Genomic DNA, 22,051 nt, shown 5'->3' on the forward strand with positions numbered 1-22,051 from the left:
AGTGTCTATTGGAAGAGCTGTCCCACCCGCGAGAGGGTGGTGATCACCCCGTAGGCCAGCGGCACGCCGACCAATAGCCAGCCGAAGACCAGCCGGCCCACGGCCGGGTTCACCGGAACGTCCGCTGCATCGATGGGATCGGGCTGTTGCGTCGACATCTAGGCTCCCTTGGTGGTGGCGGGGGCGAGTTCTTCGCCCGGCTCGTGGAATTTCGGATCCACCGGCTTGATGAGCGTGGTGGCGATGAAGCCGATGACCAGCAGCACCACCATGGTCAGCAGCACCGGAAGATAGTTGTGGGCACTCATGGTGCCCGGTTTGCCCTGCAGGTCCAGCAGTCCGTTGACGATCAGCGGCCCGGCGATGCCGGCTGCCGACCAGGCGGTGAGCAGGCGCCCGTGGATCGCGCCGACCTGGAAGGTGCCGAAGAGGTCCTTGAGGTAGGCGGGAGCGGTGGCGAAGGAGCCGCCGTAGAAGCTGATGATCACCACCGCCATGGCCACGAAGAGCAGCATCGAGCTGCCGCCGAAGAAGGCGAGCACCACGTAGAAGAGTGCGCCGATGCCCAGGTAGACCATGTAGATGCGCTTGCGGCCGATCACATCCGAGGTGCTGGACCAGATAAAGCGCCCGGCCATGTTGCCGATGGAAAGCATCCCCACGAATCCGGCGGCGACCGCCGCATTGACAGCGGAGTTCCCATCGGCGCCGCGGAAGAAGTCCTGGATCATCGGGGAAGCCTGTTCGAGGATCCCGATGCCGGCGGTGACGTTGAGGAACAGCGCCGTCCAGACCAGCCAGAAGCTGCGCGTCTTGATGGCGTTTGCAGCAGAGACGTGGCCGGTGGTGACCATGGCCGAAGACTTGGTCTTGGAGTCGTCCCAGCCGCGCGGCTTCCAGCCCGGTGCCGGGACACGGATGTTGGCTACCCCGTACATCATCACCACGAAGTAGACCACGCCGAGGGTCAGGAAGAGCTTGCCGACCGAGGCGCCCGAGGCGATCCAGTCGGCACCGTCGCTGACCGGGTCGAAGCCATCGAAGGCCTTGAGCAGCGCGGTGGACATGGGCGAGGCGATCAGCGCCCCGCCGCCGAAGCCCATGATCGCCATGCCGGTGGCCATGCCCGGGCGGTCGGGGAACCACTTCATGAGCGTGGAGACCGGAGAGATGTAGCCGATGCCCAGCCCGATGCCGCCGATGACGCCGTAGCCCAGGTAGAGCAGCCAGAGCTGCCCGGTGAAGATGCCGGCCGCGCCGACCAGGAAGCCTGCACCCCAGAAGGAGGCGGCAACGAACATCGACTTCCGCGGTCCGCTGCGCTCCACCCAAGTGCCCATGAAGGCAGCCGAGAGGCCCAGCATCACGATGGCGATCGAGAAGATGACGCCGATGGCGGTTTGCGAGACCTCGAAGTGGCCGATGAGTGCAGATTTGTACACGCTGGTGGCGTAGGCCTGGCCGATGCACAGGTGCACCGCCAGGGCCGCAGGCGGGATCAGCCAGCGGTTGAAGCCCTCAGGTGCGAGGGAACGGGAGCGGTCAAGCCAATTCAACGGTTTCTCCTCTGGACGCGGTGGATGCGGGGGTGATGCCGGGGACCGAACCAAGCAGTTGCCGGTTTCCGTGGCCCAAGCACACAGTGTGGCACATTTCACCTCGCCCGTGTCGTTGCCCACGCCGTGCGCCCTGCGCTGCAGGTTATCCGTTGACGTGGCGCATTGCCGCTTAACGGCGGCGGCCGGCGGGATGCCCGAATGGTTCGGGATCCCGCCGGCCGGCGGTGCTGGAGAAGAGTTGGGCGACTAGGCCAGCAGCGTTGGCTTCATCTGCTGGATGCGTCCGAGCAGGCCATTGACGAACTCCGGGGACTCGTCGGTGGACAACTCGCGGACCAGGGCAACGGCCTCGGCCACGGCAACGCCGTCGGGCACGTCGTCGTTGTACAACAACTCCCAGGTGCCGATGCGCAGCGCGGTGCGGTCCACCGTGGGCATGCGTTCCAGGGTCCAGCCCTTGGAGTAGGAGGAAAGGACCTCGTCGATCCTATCCAGCTCGCTCATGACGCCCTCGATGAGGGTGACGGTGTACTCGTTGATGGTGATGTCCGTGGCTTCACGGCGCAAACGCATGGCTGCCAGTGGCGAGACATCGCGTTGTTCGGCTTCGAAAAGGATGTCAAGTGCCCGGCGGCGGGCCTTGGCGCGTGCGCTCACTAGGAGACACGCCCCAGGTAATCGCCGGTGCGGGTGTCGACCTTGACCTTGGTGTTCTGCTCAACGAAGAGCGGCACCTGGATCTCGACACCGGTCTCCAGCGTTGCGGGCTTGGTGCCTGCCGAGGAGCGGTCGCCCTGCAGGCCCGGTTCGGTGTAGGTGATCTCGAGGACGACCGAGGCCGGCAGCTCGATGTACAGCGGAAGGCCCTCGTGCATGGCGATGGTGGCGGTCTGGCTTTCCAGCATGTAGCCGGCCTGGTCGCCCACGACGGTGCCCGGAACGGTGATCTGGTCATAGTCGCTCAGGTCCATGAACACGAAGTCTTCGCCGTCCTGGTACAGGTACTGGTAGTCGCGGCGGTCAACGGTCGCGGTCTCGATCTTGGCGCCGGCGTTGTACGTCTTGTCGACGACCTTGCCGGTGAGCACGTTGCGCATCTTGGTGCGCACGAAGGCGCCGCCCTTGCCCGGCTTCACGTGCTGGAAGTCAATGATGGTCCAGAGCTGGCCCTCGATCTTGAGGACCTGTCCGTTCTTGATGTCAGTGGTTGATGCCACGATCTACTCTTCTTCCGTATGTCGCCCGGGGCCCGCGATGCGCACGAGGCGCTGGGCGGACTGAGGTCGCCGCCAGGCGGCGACCTCAGGCGTGTTGTCAAAAATCCAAGATTAAGCTTAGCGCACGACTTGGCGCTGCGGGTTTCCCCGCGGTAGTGATTTTCCGGACGCCGCGCGTCCTAGCCTGCCGCGGGGGGCTGCAGCGCAATCGCTGCGGTGGCCGGTGCCGGGTGTTGGGCGGCTGCATTCACCGCCGCCGGATGCGGGGCATCGGCGCTTCCGGCGGTTTTCGCGGTGTGTTCCAGCACCGATTCCAGGCAGGCGCGCGAGGACTCGATGAGGTGCGCATCGGCATCCGCTGCGGTGCGCAGGTCCAGGGCCTTGCGGAAGCGGTTGGCCGCTGCCAGCACGTCCCCGCTCTCGACGTAGGCGAAGCCCAGGTGCTGCTGCAGGATCGACTCGTGCTCGGTGTCCTTGAACTCGGTCAGCAGGGCTCGCAGCCGGTTCACGGCCCGGGGCGCGTCGCCTGCAGCGCGGGTCAGCGAGGTGTCAAGCACGCGCATGGCGAAGTTCTGCGGGTCGATGAACCGCGTCTCGGCAACCAGTTCGCTCGCGGCGCGCAGCTCGCCCTTGGCCAGCAGCACCACCACCTGGGAGCTGGGGGCACCGGTTCGCAGGACTTCCTCGGCAAGCTCGGCGTCGAAGATCTCGTGGCGCATCAGGGTGGGGTTCAGCCGCACCCCGGGGATCCCGGATTCGATGTTTTGCCGCGGGGCGCTGGCCAGTCCGCCCTCGGGCACCTGCAGCAGTGCCTCGGTGTGGGTCAGGTCCATGTGCGTGGCGGTGCTCATTCTGCAATCTCCTGGTAGGCGGCGAACAAGAGGGAGGTGTCGGGGACATCGAGCATGCGCGGGCGGCCGATGCCGTCGAGCACCACGAAGCGCAACAGGTCCCCGCGGGTCTTCTTGTCCCGGCGCATCCCGTCGAGCAGGGTCTGCCAGCGGTCCCCGCGGTAGGTGGTGGGCAGGCCCAGGGTCCTGAGGATGGACAGGTGGCGGTCCGCAACCGCGTCGGAGGTGCGTCCCACGCTGCGGCCCAGCTCGGCAGCGAAGGCCATGCCGATGGACACCGCAGCGCCGTGGCGCATCGAGTAGCGTTCGGCCAGCTCGATGGCGTGGGCCAGGGTGTGCCCGTAGTTCAGGTATTCGCGCTCCCCGGATTCGCGCAGGTCGTTGGAGACGACCTTGGCCTTCACCGCGATGGCACGCTCGATGAGTTCGCGCAGGCGCGGCGAGGTGGCGTCGGTGGCGTCGGCCGGGTCCTCCTCGATGAGCTCGAGGATGCGCTCATCGGCGATGAAGCCGCACTTCACGACCTCGGCCAAGCCGGTAACGAGCTCGTTCTTGGGCAACGTGGACAGCGTGTCCAGGTCCACCAGCACCCCGGCCGGCGGGTGGAAGGCGCCGACGAGGTTCTTGCCCTCGGCGGTGTTGATCCCGGTCTTGCCGCCCACCGCGGCATCGACCATGCCCAGCAGGGAGGTCGGGATGTGGATGACCTTGGTGCCGCGCAGCCAGGTGGCGGCCACGAAGCCGGCCAGGTCGGTGACCGCGCCGCCGCCGACGGCGACGATTGCATCCGAGCGGGTGAAGTCGTTCTTGCCCAGCACCTGCCAGCAGAAGGAGGCGACCTCGATGTGCTTGCCCTCTTCGGCGTCGGGGATCTCGGCGCTCATCGCGCCGTAGCCGGCGGCCTCGAGCTCGTCCTTGACGATGTCGCCGGTGGCACGCAGGGCGCGCGGGTGGATGATGAGGACCTTCTTGACACGTTCGCCCAGCAGGCCGGGCAGGCGGCCCAGCAGGCCGTTGCCCACGATCACCTCGTAGTTCTCGGCAGGAGCCGATCCGGTGACCTGAATCGTCGTGGGTGCTGGGTTCATCGTTGGATCCTCCAAAGTGCTGCGTAGCGCGCCGGGGCCGAACTCCGCTTGCGCGGTGCTGCTGCGGGCCGTCGGCGCGAGAGTGAAAACGCGTCACCCCGTCATCGCGGGTGACTGGCTAGCCGTGCTCGGGGCGCGTCGTTGCGTCCGTTGCCAAACTTAAGCGTACGTGTTGAGGCCTGCCAGATGGGGTTTCAGTGTCCGGCATCACGGTAGGCAGTGAGGATGGACTCGGCGATTTCCTCCGTCGTCCGCCCCCTGGTGTCGATGCACAAGGTCGCCGTGGCCTCGTAGAGTCCGCTGCGCTGGGCAAAGATGCGGATCCATGATTCCAGCGGCGAGTCGCCGAGCAGCGGCCGGGTCATGTCGGCCCCGATGCGCGGGGCGACCGTGGCGGCGTCGGTGAGCAGGTACACGCTGAATCCCGTGGCGATGACCGCCCGGTTCCGGGCCGAAAGCACTGCACCTCCCCCGGTGGCCACGACGGCCGGCGCGGCGCCGTCCGCCGCGCAGTTGCCACGCGGGGCGGGGGGCACGGCATCGGCCAGTGCCTGGGTCTCGAAGCGGCGGAAGCCCGCCTCGCCGTGGGCGGCGAAGATGTCGGGGATCGGGCCGTGGGCGGCGATGACGCGCGCGTCGGTGTCGACCAGGGTGCCGCCCAGAAGACGGGCGAGGATCGCCCCGATGGCGCTCTTGCCACTGGCCATCGGCCCGATCAGGAAGATCGGGGTGCTCATGGAAGGCGGACCGACCCCAGGTTCTGCGGGATGGCCCCGAGGTAGTTTTCCAGGTTCCGCTTGACCTCGGTGAGCGAGTCGCCGCCGAACTTTTCCAGCATGGCCTGGGCCAGCACCAGGGCGACCATGGCCTCGGCGACCACGCCGGCGGCCGGGACAGCACAGACATCCGAGCGCTGGTGGTGCGCGGTGGTTGCCTCGCCGGTGGCGGTGTCGATGGTGCGCAGCGCGCGCGGGACGGTGGCGATCGGCTTCATGGCCGCGCGCACGCGCAGCACGTCGCCGATGCTCATGCCTCCCTCGATGCCGCCGGCCTTGTTGCCCGAGCGGTCGATGACGCCGTCTTCCCCGCGCACGATCTCGTCGTGGGCGGCCGAGCCGCGGCGGGAGGCGGTGAGGAAGCCGTCGCCGACCTCCACGCCCTTGATGGCCTGGATGCCCATGAGCGCTCCTGCAAGGCGCGCGTCCAGGCGGCGGTCCCAGTGCACGTAGGAACCCAGGCCCGGGGGCAGGTTGTAGGCCAGCACCTCGACGATGCCGCCGAGGGTCTCGCCCTCCTTGTGGGCGGCGTCGACCTCCGCGACCATGGCCTCGGAGGTGTCGGTATCAAAGCAGCGCAGCGGATCCGCATCCAGGGCGCGCACGTCGGCCGCACGCGGCAGCCGGGCACCTTCCGGGGAGGCGACGGTGCCGACCGAGACGGTGTGGGAGACCAGTTCGACGCCCAGCTGGGCCAGGAAGTTCGCGGCCACCGAGCCCAGCGCCACGCGGGCGGCGGTCTCGCGGGCCGAGGCGCGCTCGAGGACCGGGCGGGCGTCGTCGAATCCGTACTTCTGCATGCCGGTGAAGTCGGCGTGTCCGGGGCGCGGGCGGGTCAGCGGCGCGTTGCGCGCCATCGAGGCCAACTCCTCGGGATCGACTGCGTCCGGGTTCATGACTTTTTCCCACTTGGGCCACTCGGTGTTTCCCACCTCGATGGCCACCGGGCCGCCCTGGGTCACGCCGTGGCGCACCCCGCCCATGAAGGAGACCTGGTCCTGCTCAAACTTCATCCGGGCGCCGCGGCCGTAGCCCAGGCGCCGGCGCGCGAGGGCATCGCGCACATCCTGTGAAGAGATGGCAATGCCCGCGGGCAGTCCCTCGATAATTCCAACCAATGCGGGGCCGTGTGATTCGCCCGCCGTCAACCAACGCAACATGTACTCCATCCTGCCATGTCCCCGCGCTCCGATTAGGGCCGGGATAGGCCCACTGCGTCGCACATCACATTTGTGACGTGGCGCCAGTCGGCGTCCTGAATTCCTGAAAAGTACTTGACCTGCTCCACGCCCTGGTGCACCAGCATCGACATTCCGGACACGACGGTGCCGCCGGCGGCCTCCCAGGCGGCCGCGATCTCCGAGGGCCACGGGTCGTAGGCGACATCCAGCAATACGGCACCGGGGGCCAGCACGCCTGACCGGGCAGGTGTCAGGCCAAGTCCCAGCGGGGCGATAAGCGAGTCCGCGGCATGGGCGGGAAGTGTGGAGATGACGGACCCGTAGTCAGCCAGCCGGGCCGCGGCAGCTGCAACATCGACCGTGGCGCAGGCCAGGCCGAGCGTTTCGGCCAGGACCAGTGCGGCGGCGGCGCGCTGCGGGTTGCGGACCACCAGGTCCACGTGGGTGTACCCGAGCAGGGCACAGGCCTCCAGCGCCGCCAATGCGGTGTTGCCGGCGCCCAGGATCGCAGCGCGGGGATTCTCCCGGGGCGCGTCGTCGCCACGGCGCGCGGGAAGCACTTCCTCCATCGCACGCACGATCCCGTCGACGTCGGTGTTGTGCCCGGTCAGCCGGACGGAACCGGCAAGGTGTTCGACCACCACGGTGTTCAGCGCACCCAGGCGCAGCACGCGCTCCGAGAGCACGTCCAGGTGCGGGATCAGCGCAGCCTTCAGCGGCATGGTGACCGAGACGCCGACCCATCCGGGCTCCGTGCGCAGCCGGGCAGCAAAGGACCCGGCTTCCTGCGGGAGCATGTCGATCGCGGTGTAGTCGATGTCCACTCCCAGCGCCCGGTAGGCCGCCGAATGCAGCAGCGGGGATCGGGAGTGCCCGATCGGGTGGCCGAGCACCGCCGCACGGCACGCGGCCGCGGCGGAACTCACTTGCAAACGTCCGTGTTGGCGGCGCACCAGGCGCGGAATTCGTTCTGGTTGACGCGGTGTTCGGCGTAGGTCTTCGCGAACTTCGTCTCTCCGCTGTTGGTGTCCACCGTGACCCAGTAGTAGAAGTCGTTCGGGGTCGGGTGCGCCGCGGCCTTGATGGCCGAGTCTCCCGGGGAACCGATCGGCGTCGGCGGCAGGCCCTTGTGGATGTAGGTGTTGTAGGCGTTGCCCGCATCCTTCTTTTCCGCTTCGGTCATTTGCAGGCTGTACCTGTCCAGCCCGTAGATCACCGTCGAGTCGACCTGAAGCAGGCCGTTGGTCTCGGTGTTGCTGGTGTGCAGGCGGTTCTCCAGTGCCCCGGCCACGGTGCCGTAGTCGTTTGGCCGCGCCTCGGCCTGCAGGATCGAGGCGACCTGCAGCACGTGGTATTGCTGGGCGGCGTCGGTGATTCCGTTGTCAATCAACGTCTTGGCGGTCGCATCGACCATCGCCTTGAGCACCGTCTTGGAATCGGTATCCAGCGGGAACCGGTATTCACCGGGATGCAGGTATCCTTCCAGGTTCGGGACATCGGCACTGATGCCGAAGGCCGCGGGGTCCTCGGCGAGTCGGCGAAGTTCGTTGAGCGGCAGGTCTGTGGCCTCGGAAATATCCTCCAGCACCTGGTTCATGCGCGTGTTCTGCTTGATGGCCACGTAGGAGACCTTCGCGGCGGGTTCGCCGATCAGGATCTCGGCGGCGGACAGGGCCGGCATTTCGCGACGCAGCTCGTAGGTGCCCGGGTGGATCTCGCGGCTCTCGGTCTCCACCAGTTGGATGGCCTCGAGGAAGAGCTTGTCGCTGGCCACGATCTCCCGGCTTTCGAGTTCGCGGCCGATTTGCTGGGGACCCCAGCCGGATTTCACCTCGAAGGTGACTGCCTCGCCACCGGGCGCAGGGAAGTCCGGGGGACTCAGCCGGTCCAGGACTCCCTGAAGGAAGATCACGACGCCGAAGATGGCCGCGAAGAAGCCCAGGAGCACCGCGAACACGATCCAGTTGCGGCGGCGGCGCCGGGCCTTGCGGACCTGGGGGTCTGTCGCGGTGGAGGTCAGGAACAGGTTTTGGCGTGCGAACGGCTCGGCGGGGTCAACGGCGTTGTACCCCGGTGGAACGTGCCGGTCCACCGGTGCCTCGTCGACTCCGTTGTGGTGGGATTCGCCGGTGTAGTCGACCTGCTCGGAGTGTGGGTCCGGATCCTCGTGGGAGGGATTCGCCGCGGCGGCTTCCGGCCTGCCCGCTGGCGCGGTCATTGTCGCGCCCATCGTCGCTGGCCGGGTTTCCCTGGCGGCCGGATCTGTTTTCACGACGGGGGGCTTGGACGGGGCCGGGGGCGGAACCGGGGAACCGGCCGGGGCAGGAACCTTGGCCGGGGATGGATCGGGGACCTCTGCGATGTTCCGGCTCACGGGCAGCTCCCGCCGCTCGGCCTGGTCATAGGGCGTGTTCCCGGCGGGGTTGGCCTGGTTCCGGTCCTCCGCCAGCGGCGCGGCCGCGGCCGAGGCGGGGGTGATGGCACTTCGGGCGGCTGCCGACCTGTCGCGCAGCGGCGCCGCGTTGGCGCGAAGGGTCTGGCGGACGCGTTCCGCGGCGGCGCGCTGGGCCTCGATGGCCTCCTTGCGCGCCCGTTGGGCGCTCTGGGTCCGTGCCCGTTGGGCGGCGTCAAGAGCCTTGGTGCGCTCCCCCTCGGCCAGCACCCGGGCTTCCTCAATTACCTGGAGTCGGGCTTCCTCGGCTTGCGCCGCGTCCGTGGCCGCCTTGAGGTCGGCTTTGGCCTTGGCGGCCTCATCGGCGGTGGTCGCCGCCGAGGATTCCGGATCAGGGGCCGCGGCGTAGTGGTGGGCCGAGCCATGGCGGTCGGGTTCCCGGGAAGCGCTTCCGGCGCCAGCCGCCGGGCCCGTGGCGGGCTCCGTGGATTTCCGCCGGCCAGTTTCCTGCTCCGGGACGGGGGGCCTTGCCGCACTGCGAGTGCGATCTTCCTCTTCGCGCGCGGCACGTGCTGCACGCCGGGGTGATACCCCGGAATCGCGGCGCGGAGAATCGTTGAACGATTCGTTAGTCATGCGGTATTCTCCCATGCCCGCAGGCAACGTAGTAGCCGAGGGGCGACGCGGGCCCACTTCTTCAGCCGATTGAGATCTCATGCGATCGTAACCCAAAGCGGGGTTTTCGGGCAGTACATCGCGGTCGTCGGGCCTTGCCGGCCCCTGGCCGGGGGCGGTGCCTCGTCCCGCCTCAGTCGTCATCGCCGGTCCCCTGGACGTCGGGCGCTGCCAGCTGCCCCGGAGAGTGCTGGCCGTTGCGGCGCATTTCGAGGACCTGCTGGAGGATCTCCACCGCGGCGACCTGGTCAACGACTGCGCGGTGCTTGCGCCCGTCGAGTCCGGCTTCGTGCAGCGAACGGTGCGCACTGACGGTGGTCAGGCGTTCATCCACCAGTCGCACGTCCACGCTCGAGCCGGAACGCAAAAGCGCATTCGCCAAGTCACGGGCATAATCACGCGCCATGGTGGTGGAAGCGGTTTCCCCGCCCGACATCGAGCGCGGCAGGCCCACAAAGATTTGTGTGGCCTCCCGGTCGGCGGCCAGCTTCACCAGTACGGAGATGTCGCTGGACTTCTTCACGTCGCGTTTCAGCGTCTTCACCGGGGTGGCGAGCACCCCGTCACGGTCGCTGGCCGCGACGCCGACGCGGGCCATGCCCACGTCGACGCCAAGCAGCACCCCGGGACGCGGGGTCGGTGCCAAGGGGCCGGACGCCGAGGCTATGACAGCTCCTGGATCGAGCGGACCATGGCGTCAAGCGCCTCGGCGATCTTGGCCACGTCCTGGCCGCCACCCTGTGCCACGTCGTCCTTGCCGCCGCCTCCGCCGCCAAGGATCTTGGCCGCGGTGCGCACCAGGGCACCGGCCTTGGCACCCTTGGTGCGGGCCTCGTCGTTGGTTGCGACCAGTACCAGCGGGCGGCCGTTGGCCGCGCCGGCCAGCGCCACGGTGGACGCCTCCGAGCCAAGGCGGTCCCGCAGGTCGAGGGCCAGGGTGCGCAGGGCTTCGGCCGAGGGGACCTCGCCGGCATCGTGGGCCAGGACCTTGATCCCGTTGATCTCCCGTGCCTTGGCCACCAGGGCGCCCGCCTGGGCTGCAAGTTGCGCGCCGCGGAGCTTCTCGATTTCCTTTTCGGCGGTGCGCAGTTTCGCAACAGTGTCGGAAATGCGCTCATTGAGCTGTGCGGCGGGGACCTTGAACATCGAGGAAAGCTCGGACACCAGGGCGCGCTCGGCAGCACCGTGGCGGAAGGCCTCCATGCCCACCAGGGCCTCGACACGCCGGTTGCCCGAACCCACGGAGGCTTCGCCCAACAGCGTCAGCGTGCCGATCTGCGCGGTGGCACCCACGTGGGTGCCACCGCAAAGCTCACGGCTCCATGCGTCGTTGATTTCCACCATGCGCACGGTGTTGCCGTACTTCTCGCCGAACAGGCTCATGGCACCCATGGCGCGGGCCTCGGCCAGCGGCATGACGTTGGTGTTCACCTGGTGGTTGTTGCGGATGGCCAGGTTCACGACCTCTTCGATCTCGTTGCGGGCAGCTGTGGAGAGCGCCTCGGTCCAGGAGAAGTCAAAGCGGAGGTAGCCGGCCTTGTTGAAGGAGCCGGACTGCAGGGCGTCGGGGCCCAGGATCTCGTGCAGTGCAGCATGGACCAGGTGGGTGGCGGAGTGCGCCTGTTCCCCGGAGTGGCGGCGTTGGCGGTCGACCTCGGCCAGCACGCTGGCGTTGGCGGGCAGTTCGCCCTCGCGCACGATCGCCTGGTGCACGTTCAGCCCGCGGATCGGGGCCTGCACGTCGAGCACCTCGAGCACGAAGCCGTCTCCGGTGATCAGTCCGACGTCGCCGGCCTGTCCGCCGGCCTCGGCGTAGAACGGGGTCTCGTTGAGGACCAGTTCAATCTGCTGGCCCTGTTCGGCCACCTCCACCAGGGAGCCGTTGTGCACGATGCCGCGCACGGTGGATTCACTGGTCAGTTCCTCGTAGCCGGTGAAGATGACGTCGCCCGCGTCGTGCAGCTGGGTGAAGACGGTCAGGTCGGCGTGGCCGGCCTTCTTTGCCTTGGCGTCCTTCTGCGCGCGGGTGCGCTGTTCGTTCATCAGCTCGCGGAACCTGGGCTCGTCAACGGCCAGGCCCGCCTCGGCGGCGATTTCCAGGGTGAGGTCGATCGGGAAACCGTAGGTGTCGTGCAGAGAAAACGCATCCTCACCGGAGAGCGAGCCGCCCTTGGACCTGGAGACCTCCAGTGCCTCTTCCAGGCGCGTGGTGCCGGAGGCGATGGTGCGCAGGAAGGCACGTTCTTCGGCGTACGCGATGCGGGCGATGCGCTCGAAGTCGGTTTCGACGATCGGGTAGACGCCCTTCATGGCGTCGCGGGAGACCGGCAGCAGCTCGGGGAGCACTGCGGTTTCCACACCCATCAGGCGCATGGCGCGCACGGCGCGGCGGATCAGGCGGCGCAGCACATAGCCGCGGCCCTCGTTGCCCGGGGAGACGCCATCGGAAATCAGCATCAGCGAGGAACGGATGTGGTCGGCGACCATGCGCATGCGCACGTCGTCGGCGTGGTGCGGGTCTGCGGGATCCTCGGTGGAGGTGTATGCCTTGCCCGAGAGTTCAGCTGCCTTGTCGAGCACCGGACGGACCTGGTCGGTCTCGTACATGTTCTCGACGCCCTGCAGGATGAGCGCTAGGCGCTCGAGTCCCAGGCCGGTGTCGATGTTCTTCTTGGGCAGTTCGCCCAGGATCTCGAAGCTGTCCTTGCCGGTGCCCTCGCCGCGCTGGTACTGCATGAACACGAGGTTCCAGATCTCGATGTAGCGGGTGTCGTCGGCCTCCGGGCCGCCCTCGATGCCGTACTCGGGTCCGCGGTCATAGAAGATTTCCGAGCAGGGGCCGGCGGGGCCTGGCTGGCCGGTGGACCAGTAGTTGTCGGCCTTGCCCATTTTCTGGATGCGCTCTTCCGGGATGCCGATCTTGTCGCGCCAGATTTCCAGCGCCTCGGTGTCCTCGTGGTAGACCGTGATCCACAGCTTCTCGGCAGGCAGGCCGTAGCCGCCGTCCGCGACGGAGCTGGTCAGCAGCTCCCAGGCGTAGGAAATCGCGCCTTCCTTGAAGTAGTCCCCGAAGGAGAAGTTGCCGCACATCTGGAAGAAGGTGCCGTGGCGCACCGTCTTGCCGACCTCTTCGATGTCGCCGGTGCGGATGCACTTCTGCACCGAGGTGGCCCGGCTGAAGGGCGGCTCCTCGCGGGCGGTCAGGTACGGGATGAACGGCACCATGCCGGCGACGGTGAACAGCAACGACGGGTCGGAGGAGACCAGCGAGGCGCTGGGAACCGCGGTGTGGCCCTTCGACTCAAAGTAGTCGACCCACCGGCGTGCAATTTCCTGCGATTTCATCGTTCCTCTTCGATCCCTTCGTGCTTACGGGCGCTGTGCTCGGGTGTGGCATACACGTGCCGCTCCCCCGGGGCCTATCGGCCGGGGAACTGCGTGGTGCCGGGAACCCCCATGGCGGAGGCGACCGGCACGCGTGCCACGAAAATAAGTCTAGTGGTGGCTTGGGTCGGGTGTTTCATCCAGGCCCAGGGCCTGGCGCAATTCCGTTTCGCGTTCATTCATGCCGGTGCGGAAGGCCTCGGCCAGTTCCTGCAGCGAATCGCTGATGCGCCCAACGGTGCGGTTCAGCCCGTCGGAGCTGGCAAGATCCCTGGCTTGGCCGAGCTTGCGGGCGGTCAGGACGCCGACGCCGATTCCGATGCCGATGCCGACCCAGAATAGTTTCTTCATCTGCGGTTTCCTCGTTTCGTGGATGGTTGGTTCGTGCCCTGCCTGGTGCTGCTGCATGGCACGTACCGGCAGGCGGCCGCGACCGGTGCCCTTGTTGCCGCGGGCAGGATTCAGCGCGAGCGTCGTCCCTTGCCGCTCGGCTTGGTGTCGAGGACCGAACGGACCCCGGCGGTAAATGCCGCAACCTTGATCAGCGGCCGCCCGACGGTGGCTGCGGTCAAGGAGGACAAGGCGCTGATGTTCGCCGATGCGTCGGAGACGTGCGAAGTGATGCCGTCGACCTTGCGCAGCTGGTCGTTGGTGGTGGCCACGGTACTGGTGACCTCGGTCAGCAGCGGGGTGGTGCCGTCGGAGACGTCCTTCACTGCGGCGCGGAGCTCATCGAACACCTTGCCGAGCTTCCAGATGGGGATGGCAAGCAGTGCCACCAGCACGGCAAAAACGCCTGCCGCGATGAGTCCGGCGATATCCGACCCTGTCATGTGCTTTTCCTCTACGGTTGGTGACATGTGCTTTTCCACCTTACCGAAAGGTTGGCGATAGCACGGAACCGAAACGTCTTGGATAACACGAAGCCCGCGGCGCGTGGCCACGGGCTTCGTGTTGCAAGCTCAATTCGTTGGGCGTGAACCCGACGGATTTAGCGTGCGTAGTACTCGACGACGAGGTTCTCTTCGCAGGTTACGGGAACCTCGGAGCGCTTCGGCTTGCGGACGAGCTTGGCCTGAAGGGCTTCAAGCTTGACGTCCAGGTAGGCCGGAACGGCGGGGAGAACATCGCGGTGGGCGCCTGCAGCGGCGATCTGGAACGGGCCCATCTTTTCGCTACGCTCGTGAACGTGGATCAGCTGACCCTCGGACACGCGGTACGACGGACGGTCCACGCGCTGGCCGTTGACCATGATGTGGCGGTGCACAACCAGCTGGCGGGCCTGGGCGATGGTGCGGGCGAAGCCTGCACGCAGAACCAAGGCGTCCAGACGCATTTCCAGAAGGGCAACCAGGTTTTCACCGGTCAGGCCCGCAGTGCGCTTGGCTTCTTCGAAGGCACGGGTCATCTGTGCTTCGCGGATGCCGTACTGGGCGCGCAAACGCTGCTTTTCGCGAAGACGCACTGCGTAGTCGCTGTCCTGCTTCTTGCGGGCACGGCCGTGCTGGCCCGGACCGTAGGGACGACGCTCCATGTACTTTTCAGCTTTGGGAGTCAGGGCAAGGCCGAGGGCTCGCGAGAGGCGAACCTTGCGGCGGGCACGAGTGTTGTTAGCCACGAGTGTCCTTATCTTTTGTGAGCGGCTGTCATTGGGTCTGGCCTCCATGATGGAGAGTTGTGGGAAGCCGCTTCCCTATGCACTACAACTGCCACGTTGCGCACCGTCCGAGACCGAGGTTTCGGGTGGTGTGCGGTTGGACAGCTTGCCAGCCAAGGATCAATCCTACCACCGCCGCCAAACCCAATGTTAACCTTCGGCGGGTGGCGGGCATGTGAGATCTGCCCGCTGCCCGCTATCGATTACTTGGTCCGGCGGTCCTTGGCCCGGATGATTCCGCGGATGCGTTCAACTCGCTCACCGATGGAACGTTCGACCCCGTTGGCGGTGGGCTTGTAGTAATCGACCCCCAGCAGGTCATCGGGTGCATATTGCTGGGTGGCCACCGAATGCGGGGCGTCATGCGAATACTGGTAGCCCTTGCCGTGACCCAGCCCTTGGGCGCCGGTATAGTGGGCGTCGCGCAAATGCATGGGCACTCCCCTGCCACGGCCGGCCCTGACATCCGCGACGGCGGCGTTGATGGCGTTGTAGGCGGCGTTGGACTTCGGAGCCGTGGCAAGGTGCACGACGGCGTGCCCCAGGATGAGCCGGGCCTCGGGCATGCCGATGAGCTGAACAGCCTGGGCCGCGGCGACGGCCGTCTGAAGGGCGCTGGGATCGGCCATGCCGATATCCTCCGACGCGCTGATCATGATGCGCCGGCCGATGAAGCGCGGGTCTTCCCCGGCCTCCAACATCTTTGCCAGGTAGTGCAGGGCCGCATCCACGTCCGAACCGCGGATGGACTTGATGAAGGCACTGATGATGTCGTAGTGCTGGTCCCCCGCCTTGTCGTAGCGCTGCACCGCTGCGTCCATGGCCCGTTCGGTGTGCTCGATGGTGATGATGATCTGGCCAGTGGGACTCAGTCCACCGCCATCGGGGGCCTCCTCGGCGGAGTCGGCCGCGGGCCTCCCGTCCGTGCCCGGATCGGCGTCACGGTCCCCGTCGCTGGTCTCGGCTTCCAGGCCACTGGCAGTGTCAGGCTCCTGCGGTGCTCCGGGCGTTTCCTCCGCCGGGTCCTTCCCCGGCTGTGCGTCCGAAGGTTCGCCGGCGGGTTCCGCGTCCGACTTCTGCGCGGTGCGGCGGGCCAGCAGTCCGTGTGACTCGGCGGCGCTCCACGCCACTCCGGCGGCGGCCTCAAGGGCGGTCAACGCCCGGCGCGCATCCCCTCCGGCCATGCGCACCAGATGGTCAAGTGCCGCCGGGTCCAGGATCAGCTCGTCGTTGAATCCACGTTCGTCGGCCAGGGCGCGGGTGATGAGCGCGGCAATGTCACCCTCCACCAGGGGGCGCAGCGTGAGCAGCAATGAGCGCGAGAGCAACGGGGAGACGACGGAGAACGACGGGTTTTCCGTCGTTGCCGCCACAAGTACGACCCAGCGGTTTTCCACCCCCGGCAACAGGGCGTCCTGCTGGGCCTTGTTGAAGCGGTGGATCTCGTCAAGGAACAGGACGGTGGTGAAGCCGCGCAGGTCACGGTCCTCCAGTGCCTGGTCCATGACGCGACGGACGTCCTTGACTCCAGCGGTGATGGCGCTGAGCTCGACGAAGCGGCGGCCCGGGGCACGGGCAATCACGTGGGCGATGGTGGTTTTTCCGGTGCCGGGCGGACCCCAGAGGATGATGCTTGAGGGGCCGGAGGGGCCCGGCCCGTCGATGCCGGCCAGTTGCCGCAACGGGGAGCCGGCCTTGAGCAAGTGCTGCTGGCCAACCAGTTCCTCGACCGAGCGCGGGCGCATGCGTACCGCCAAGGGCGCGCGCGGGCGCACATGTTCTTCGTCGTTTTCCTCGTCGTCACCCAAGGCACTGAGCAGATCGTTCACTCCACCAGCCTAGTTCAGCATTGCCGCCGACGATTCCCCGCCCCCGCTTAGGGTGGTTTTCCCCCTCGGCGGGGCTTGATGGGGCCGTGGATGCATCGGTGCGCCCCAAAGCGTCTGACGGCGCTTCGGCGGCGGTAGGGCCCGGGTGCTGTCACATCAGTCCCAACGGTGGCGCTGGGGACAACCCCACCAGCAGGAAAGACAACACCCGGGAGTTTGGTGCGGCACGACCGGCGCGCCACCGTCGCGAATCGCTGGCGGCCCTAGTCGAACAGGGGCGCCGTGAATCCGACGGTGCGAAGCTCGGGGTGCCAGTAAAGGTTCCGCTGCGGTGCGCCGCGAGGTTGTCCGTCGATGGCGATGACATAGGGAACACCATCGATCGACTTAAGCGTAATGAGTCCCGCATGCACCTGGACATGGTGGTATTCACACAGGAGTGCCGAATTTCCCACGTTCGTTTCGCCGCCTTCGAGCCAGGGTATGACGTGGTGGCATTCGGAGGTCGAGGCGGGCCGCGTGCAGCCGGGCATGATGCACCCGCGATCCCTGATGGCGATGGCCTTGCGCTGGGCCTTGGAGAAGCCGCGGACTTGGCGGCCCAGGTCGAGGACCTCCCCGTTCTCTCCGAGGACAGCCGGCAGGATGTCGCCATTGCAGGCGAGTCTCCTGATGTTGGCCGCGGAGATGGGACGGTTGTGTGCGGTCAATCCCGCTTCTTCACACTGGCCCAGCAGGCTGCGGTAGCCGATCAGGACGCCGATCTTGACTCGCATGCCGCCGGTTTCGCTGATGTCGGTGCCGTTCAATGCTCCGGAGCATGCGGCAACGAGGGCATCGAGGAGCAGCTGCGGGCTGGTGCGTGGGTCCTGTGCCGTCAGGGCCGCGAGCCCCGAGCCTTCCGGGGGAAGCCCGCAGGCCATTCCACTCAGCGGGATGTCCTCGTCCCCGGCATCTGCTGGCACGGCCCACCCCGGTGCGGGTGCGCCCGCCGGGGAAAAGCGCGGGGTCCCGGTGGCGGCCCCACCGGCGGGGGCGGCAGTGTCGTCATCCGGGGCGGACGTGGCGGGACCGGGGTTCGTGGAGGCGGAGTACGGCGGGGCCTTCAGCGAGCGGGGATTGGTCCAAGCCTCGCCAAAGGCGACGATGGTTTCCGAGTCGAGGGGATCGCAGCGCAGCAGGTATTCGTCGCTGCCGTCACGGAATCCCCGGTAGAAGCAGCCCCGCCTGGCACGGATTTCCTCATCGCTGAGGGGAGTCCCGTTTTCGGCCAGGAAGCTGCCCCAGTCCTGCAGTGCCTTGCCGCACATCTTGGGCTCGCCGTTGCGTGCCTCAAGGACCAGGGATTCCTCGATGGCGTTGTTGACCTTGCCGGCGTCGGGCCGCGGCTTGATGCGCGGCTGCATGGAGTCGAGCCGGCCGGCGACGGAAGCGAGGTTGCCGACGTCGGCGCTGCCGTCGGCGGCGGCCCTGGCCAGAATAGGGTAGCTGGGTGCCGCCGAGGGCCCGTCGTCGTTCACTGGCTTGGCCGGGGCCACCAGGAGCTTGGCGCCGGTGATGCGGCGTCGGCCATCGGAACTGGAAATATGCAGGTGCGCCTGCATGTAGGCCAGGATGTTGCGGTGCGGCGCCATCCCGGGGCGCAATTGTTCGGTCGGGATGGCGGCGGTGCCCCTTGCCAGCTCCTCGGGGTGGGCCACGAGTTCGTCGATCTCCTGGGCGATGACAGGTTCAAGTCGGTGAACCTCGGCGGCTGCGGCGCGCTGGACGACCACGAGCTGGCCATAGGCGATGGCGCGGTGGCTGCGCTCGAGCAGGCCCATCATCGCCGCACCGGAGGCGGCATCGAGCGCGACCTGTCCCAGCTGCGCGGTGACCTCGGACAGGGCAAGTGCCGCGGCGGCCATCTTCCGGCCAAGCTCCGCGGTCAACTCCTGCGCCGAAAGGGGCGTAGCTAGAGGTGTGCCCATGTCCACCAGTGTCCGCTTTCCGGCCCGCCCCTGCCCCGGGATCGTCCCGGCTGTGCGGGGAAGTGGGGCGGCGTCCCTGCGTCGCTCGAATGTGCCCGGGCCCGGGCAAAACGATAGGCTCGCTACGTTCGGCGGCACTAGCGCGGCGAAAGTGCACCGCGGCGATGGACAACGATGAGAAGGCAGATGCATGAAGGCTGTGTTGCAGGTGGTTTCCCGGGCCTCGGTCGAGGTTGGGGGTTTGGTGGTCGGGAAGATCGACGGACCCGGGCTGGTGGTGTTGCTGGGCGTGACCCACGGCGACACTCCGGCGTTGGCGGCCAAGCTCGCGGCCAAGGTGTGGCGTCTGCGCATGCTGGAGAGCGAGAAATCGTGCGAGGACCTGGGGGCACCGTTGCTGGTCATCAGCCAGTTCACGCTGTATGGGGACGTGCGCAAGGGGCGGCGTCCCGGCTGGACCGCTGCGGCTCCCGGCGCGGTGAGCGAACCGTTGTACGAGGAGTTCATGGATCAGCTCCGCAAGCTCGGGGCGCATGTCGAGTCCGGCGTTTTCGGCGCGATGATGGAGGTGTCGCTGGTGAATTCAGGACCCTACACCCTCATCGTCGACACCGACGACCTGCCCGGCTGAGCCGGTCCCACCTCCTCCGGCGCCCTGGTCAGCCCTGCTGCTGTAGGGCAGTGGGAGCCCGGGCATCGGCAACGCGGAGGGTCGGCCGTGCTCGCCGGCACGGCTGATGCACCTCGACATTCGGGCACGTGTTCAATCCCGCAGCACCGCATCCTGGAAGAAGGCCCAGAGTTCGCGTTGGGCGGCCAGATGGCCACGGCCGGTGCCGGTCAGCGTGTAGACCTTGCGGCCCGGTGCCCCGTCGCCGTCTTCCCAGATGCTGTCCATGAGTCCCGCAGCCTCCAGCTTGACCAGGGCCGGGTACAGCGTCGATCCCTTGATGGGAGAGAACCCGCGCGCTTCGAGCATCCGCTCCAGCGCATAGCCGTGGTTGGGTCCTGCCTCCAACGCATCGAGCAGGCTCAACGGCAGCAGCGCCCGTTGCCACGCACCGGGAAACTCCTTGTCGCGGCTCAGCATGACCGCTCCCCTGCCGTGCGGCGTTGTTCGGCACCATGATTCGGGTCGAAACGGCGTGAGCATGCCGGGATCAAGGGGTTCATGTCGTGGCCGTTCTGTGGAGGCGAGGTACCGTCATGACGCACGCCGCCAAAAGACGGACTAAGTCAAAAATTTATCTAGATAATTAATAATACTAAGGTTGTCCACTTTTCGCACCTGTTTTCCACGCCTTGTTTCACACGTCGTCAGTGCACGTCAAGGATTCGACAGCACAGCAAACGCCGGACTCAATAAATCGGTCTCCGACAAGGCACCGATTCCATTCCCAAGGCCTCCCCGCCACGCCAGCCGGATTTGCCCTGGCCTGCCGCGTGACACCCTGCCGCTCCCCCGCGCAAAACCCCGCAGGCAAGCAAGAGGGCGCCCACCATGATGGTGGACGCCCTTCCGGCAACCGCTTAGGAGCGGCGCGGACTACTTGGCTTCGGCCGGGGCAGGTTCGTTGGAGTCGGCCTTCTTGGCCTCCGGCTTCGAGTCGACGCCGGCCTCCTTGCGCTGCTGGGCCGTGATCGGAGCCGGAGCGGATGTCAGCGGATCAAATCCACCACCGGTCTTCGGGAAGGCGATGACGTCGCGGATCGAGTCCGAGCCGGTGAGCAGCTGCAGCACGCGGTCCCAGCCGAAGGCGATTCCTCCGTGCGGCGGGGCGCCGTACTTGAAGCCCTCGAGCAGGAAGCCGAACTTCGTCTGTGCCGCTTCCTGGTCCAGGCCCATCATCTTGAACACACGCTCCTGCAGGTCGCGCTGGTGGATACGGATCGAGCCGCCACCGATTTCGTTGCCGTTGCAGACAATGTCGTAGGCGTAGGAGAGTGCGTTCTCCGGGTCGGTGTCGAAGGTGTCCATGAATTCTGGCTTCGGGGAGGTGAAGGCGTGGTGCACGGCGGTCCAGGCGCCGGAGCCGACGGCCACGTCGCCCGAGGCGACGGCTGCAGCGGCGGGCTCGAACATCGGTGCGTCGACGACCCAGACGAATGCCCAGTCGCCTTCCTTGATCAAACCGGTGCGGTGGCCGATTTCCACGCGGGCGGCACCGAGCAGTGCGCGGGCCTCGTTCTTGGAACCGGCGGCGAAGAAGATGCAGTCGCCGGGCTTGGCTCCGGTGGCCTCGGCCAGGCCGGCGCGCTCAACGTCGGTCAGGTTCTTGGCAACGGGGCCGGCAAGTTCGCCGTCCTCCTTGTAGAGCACGTAGGCAAGGCCCTTGGCGCCGCGCTGCTTGGCGAATTCCTGCCAGCCATCCAGGGTGCGGCGGGGCTGGGAGGCGCCGCCGGGCATGACCACGGCACCGACGTGCGGGGCCTTGAAGACGCCGAATTCGGTGTCCTTGAAGAACTCGGTCATGTCGCTCAGCTCGAGGCCGAAGCGCAGGTCCGGCTTGTCCGAACCGTACTTGGCCATGGCCTCGTGGTAGGTGATGCGGGCGATCGGCGTCGGGATCTCGACGTCGATCAGCTTCCACAGTTCCTTCACCAGGGCCTCGCCCACGGCTATGATGTCGTCCTGCTCGACGAATGAGGCCTCGATGTCCAGCTGGGTGAACTCCGGCTGGCGGTCCGCGCGGAAGTCCTCGTCGCGGTAGCAGCGGGCGATCTGGTAGTACTTCTCAAAGCCACCGACCTGCAAGAGCTGCTTGAACAGCTGCGGGGACTGCGGCAGGGCGTACCAGGACCCGGGCGCCAGGCGGGCCGGGACCAGGAAGTCACGGGCGCCCTCGGGGGTGGAACGGGTCAGCGTCGGGGTCTCGATTTCCACGAAGCCGTCGTCGTGCAGCAGGTTGCGGGCAATCCGGTTGGCCTCGGAGCGCAGGCGGATGTTGCGGTTCGGGGTGGGGCGGCGCAGGTCCAGGTAACGGTGGCGCAGGCGCGCCTCCTCGCCGACCTCGACGTGCTCGTCGATCTGGAACGGCAGCGGCGCGGCGGTGTTCAGCACGACGACGGATTCGGCGATGACCTCGATCTCGCCGGTGGCCAGCGCCGGGTTCTCGTTGCCCTCGGGGCGGCGCTCGACCTTGCCGGTGATCTGCAGGACGAATTCGTTGCGCAGCGGGTGGAAGACCTCTTCCTCGCGCACCACGACCTGGGCGAAGCCCGAGGCGTCGCGCAGGTCAAGGAAGGCGACCCCGCCGTGGTCGCGGCGGCGGGCCACCCAACCGGTGAGGGTGACGGTTTCTCCGATGTGCTCGGCGGTCAAGGTGCCGAGCTGATGAGTGCGTAGCACTGCATTCCTTTCTACAAAGGTGCAAATTTCCGCGTGGGTTTCCGGTCACGGGCGGGCGCCCGCGGCACGGGCACACCCCCATGGGGAGCGCGGAATTGGGAAGAATCTATGTGCGAGTTTACC

Annotated in this window: 20 protein-coding genes; 1 reads left to right on the forward strand and 19 read right to left on the reverse strand. The window is 67.2% G+C overall.

Annotation, left to right across the window (positions count from 1 at the left end; translation table 11 throughout):
* Positions 1-5: 5 nt before the first annotated feature.
* From ACIPUB_RS02070 to ACIPUB_RS02150, 17 genes are all read right to left on the reverse strand, one after another.
* Positions 6-158, reverse strand: coding sequence for a hypothetical protein (locus ACIPUB_RS02070; RefSeq protein WP_310287558.1), 153 nt, complete (start codon positions 156-158; stop codon positions 6-8).
* Positions 159-1,556: an OFA family MFS transporter gene (locus tag ACIPUB_RS02075; protein ID WP_407605880.1), complete on the reverse strand. Its 1,398-nt coding sequence runs from the start codon at positions 1,554-1,556 to the stop codon at positions 159-161.
* Positions 1,557-1,805: 249 nt separating this feature from the next.
* Positions 1,806-2,216: a transcription antitermination factor NusB gene (gene nusB / locus ACIPUB_RS02080; protein ID WP_264268964.1), complete on the reverse strand. Its 411-nt coding sequence runs from the start codon at positions 2,214-2,216 to the stop codon at positions 1,806-1,808.
* Entirely contained in the window at positions 2,216-2,776 is a 561-nt protein-coding gene (efp, locus tag ACIPUB_RS02085) for an elongation factor P (protein WP_310287564.1), read from the reverse strand. The genes nusB and efp overlap by 1 nt, the downstream gene beginning before the upstream one ends.
* A gap of 179 nt (positions 2,777-2,955) precedes the next feature.
* Positions 2,956-3,627 carry a hypothetical protein gene (locus ACIPUB_RS02090; protein WP_310287566.1) on the reverse strand — a complete coding sequence of 224 codons (672 nt, stop codon included), beginning with the start codon at positions 3,625-3,627 and terminating at the stop codon, positions 2,956-2,958.
* A complete protein-coding gene (gene aroB, locus ACIPUB_RS02095; RefSeq protein ID WP_264268967.1) occupies positions 3,624-4,715 on the reverse strand; it encodes a 3-dehydroquinate synthase in 1,092 nt (363 codons plus the stop codon). The genes ACIPUB_RS02090 and aroB overlap by 4 nt, the downstream gene beginning before the upstream one ends.
* 194 nt (positions 4,716-4,909) lie before the next feature.
* On the reverse strand, positions 4,910-5,452 hold the full coding sequence (locus ACIPUB_RS02100) for a shikimate kinase (protein ID WP_310287570.1): 543 nt from the start codon (positions 5,450-5,452) through the stop codon (positions 4,910-4,912).
* The gene (aroC, locus tag ACIPUB_RS02105) at positions 5,449-6,651 is read right to left on the reverse strand and encodes a chorismate synthase (RefSeq protein ID WP_310287573.1); all 1,203 of its coding nucleotides are present in this window, start codon (positions 6,649-6,651) and stop codon (positions 5,449-5,451) included. The genes ACIPUB_RS02100 and aroC overlap by 4 nt, the downstream gene beginning before the upstream one ends.
* A 32-nt stretch (positions 6,652-6,683) precedes the next feature.
* On the reverse strand, positions 6,684-7,598 hold the full coding sequence (locus tag ACIPUB_RS02110; RefSeq protein WP_310287575.1) for a shikimate dehydrogenase: 915 nt from the start codon (positions 7,596-7,598) through the stop codon (positions 6,684-6,686).
* Complete coding sequence (gene mltG / locus ACIPUB_RS02115; protein ID WP_407605881.1) at positions 7,595-9,700, reverse strand: endolytic transglycosylase MltG; 2,106 nt, start codon at positions 9,698-9,700, stop codon at positions 7,595-7,597. The genes ACIPUB_RS02110 and mltG overlap by 4 nt, the downstream gene beginning before the upstream one ends.
* Before the next feature lie 172 nt (positions 9,701-9,872).
* The gene (gene ruvX, locus ACIPUB_RS02120; RefSeq protein ID WP_407605882.1) at positions 9,873-10,385 is read right to left on the reverse strand and encodes a Holliday junction resolvase RuvX; all 513 of its coding nucleotides are present in this window, start codon (positions 10,383-10,385) and stop codon (positions 9,873-9,875) included.
* Between the two features lie 17 nt (positions 10,386-10,402).
* Entirely contained in the window at positions 10,403-13,084 is a 2,682-nt protein-coding gene (gene alaS, locus ACIPUB_RS02125) for an alanine--tRNA ligase (RefSeq protein ID WP_407605883.1), read from the reverse strand.
* 150 nt (positions 13,085-13,234) lie between these two features.
* Positions 13,235-13,474, reverse strand: coding sequence for a hypothetical protein (locus ACIPUB_RS02130; protein WP_407605884.1), 240 nt, complete (start codon positions 13,472-13,474; stop codon positions 13,235-13,237).
* 110 nt (positions 13,475-13,584) lie between these two features.
* Positions 13,585-13,956 carry a DUF948 domain-containing protein gene (locus ACIPUB_RS02135; RefSeq protein ID WP_264269198.1) on the reverse strand — a complete coding sequence of 124 codons (372 nt, stop codon included), beginning with the start codon at positions 13,954-13,956 and terminating at the stop codon, positions 13,585-13,587.
* A gap of 158 nt (positions 13,957-14,114) precedes the next feature.
* On the reverse strand, positions 14,115-14,741 hold the full coding sequence (gene rpsD, locus ACIPUB_RS02140) for a 30S ribosomal protein S4 (RefSeq protein ID WP_264268975.1): 627 nt from the start codon (positions 14,739-14,741) through the stop codon (positions 14,115-14,117).
* Between the two features lie 242 nt (positions 14,742-14,983).
* Positions 14,984-16,609 carry an AAA family ATPase gene (locus tag ACIPUB_RS02145; RefSeq protein WP_407605885.1) on the reverse strand — a complete coding sequence of 542 codons (1,626 nt, stop codon included), beginning with the start codon at positions 16,607-16,609 and terminating at the stop codon, positions 14,984-14,986.
* 263 nt (positions 16,610-16,872) lie between these two features.
* On the reverse strand, positions 16,873-18,579 hold the full coding sequence (locus ACIPUB_RS02150; RefSeq protein WP_407605886.1) for a DUF222 domain-containing protein: 1,707 nt from the start codon (positions 18,577-18,579) through the stop codon (positions 16,873-16,875).
* 190 nt (positions 18,580-18,769) lie between these two features.
* Here ACIPUB_RS02150 and dtd point away from each other — a divergent pair, with 190 nt between their 5' ends.
* Positions 18,770-19,210 (forward strand): D-aminoacyl-tRNA deacylase, encoded by a 441-nt coding sequence (gene dtd / locus ACIPUB_RS02155; protein ID WP_407605887.1) that lies wholly within the window; start codon positions 18,770-18,772, stop codon positions 19,208-19,210.
* 132 nt (positions 19,211-19,342) lie between these two features.
* Here the strand turns inward: dtd and ACIPUB_RS02160 are convergent, their stop codons facing one another.
* Positions 19,343-19,669, reverse strand: a complete 327-nt coding sequence (locus ACIPUB_RS02160) for a PadR family transcriptional regulator (RefSeq protein WP_407605888.1) — start codon at positions 19,667-19,669, stop codon at positions 19,343-19,345.
* Between the two features lie 456 nt (positions 19,670-20,125).
* Complete coding sequence (gene aspS, locus ACIPUB_RS02165; RefSeq protein ID WP_407605889.1) at positions 20,126-21,928, reverse strand: aspartate--tRNA ligase; 1,803 nt, start codon at positions 21,926-21,928, stop codon at positions 20,126-20,128.
* Positions 21,929-22,051: the final 123 nt, after the last annotated feature.

The sequence above is a fragment of the Paeniglutamicibacter sp. ORCA_105 genome (assembly GCF_045798545.1).
In the GTDB taxonomy this organism is placed as follows: domain Bacteria; phylum Actinomycetota; class Actinomycetes; order Actinomycetales; family Micrococcaceae; genus Paeniglutamicibacter; species Paeniglutamicibacter sulfureus.

Excerpts from the sequence above, each read along its gene's own strand:
- ACIPUB_RS02090 (WP_310287566.1), bottom strand. The coding sequence starts at position 3,627 with ATGAGCACCGCCACGCACATGGACCTGACCCACACCGAGGCACTGCTG.
- ACIPUB_RS02160 (WP_407605888.1), bottom strand. The coding sequence starts at position 19,669 with ATGCTGAGCCGCGACAAGGAGTTTCCCGGTGCGTGGCAACGGGCGCTG.
- ACIPUB_RS02130 (WP_407605884.1), bottom strand. The coding sequence starts at position 13,474 with ATGAAGAAACTATTCTGGGTCGGCATCGGCATCGGAATCGGCGTCGGC.
- ACIPUB_RS02100 (WP_310287570.1), bottom strand. The coding sequence starts at position 5,452 with ATGAGCACCCCGATCTTCCTGATCGGGCCGATGGCCAGTGGCAAGAGC.
- aroB (WP_264268967.1), bottom strand. The coding sequence starts at position 4,715 with ATGAACCCAGCACCCACGACGATTCAGGTCACCGGATCGGCTCCTGCC.
- mltG (WP_407605881.1), bottom strand. The coding sequence starts at position 9,700 with ATGACTAACGAATCGTTCAACGATTCTCCGCGCCGCGATTCCGGGGTA.
- aroC (WP_310287573.1), bottom strand. The coding sequence starts at position 6,651 with ATGTTGCGTTGGTTGACGGCGGGCGAATCACACGGCCCCGCATTGGTT.
- ACIPUB_RS02135 (WP_264269198.1), bottom strand. The coding sequence starts at position 13,956 with ATGACAGGGTCGGATATCGCCGGACTCATCGCGGCAGGCGTTTTTGCC.
- dtd (WP_407605887.1), top strand. The coding sequence starts at position 18,770 with ATGAAGGCTGTGTTGCAGGTGGTTTCCCGGGCCTCGGTCGAGGTTGGG.
- ACIPUB_RS02150 (WP_407605886.1), bottom strand. The coding sequence starts at position 18,579 with ATGGGCACACCTCTAGCTACGCCCCTTTCGGCGCAGGAGTTGACCGCG.
- alaS (WP_407605883.1), bottom strand. The coding sequence starts at position 13,084 with ATGAAATCGCAGGAAATTGCACGCCGGTGGGTCGACTACTTTGAGTCG.
- ACIPUB_RS02070 (WP_310287558.1), bottom strand. The coding sequence starts at position 158 with ATGTCGACGCAACAGCCCGATCCCATCGATGCAGCGGACGTTCCGGTG.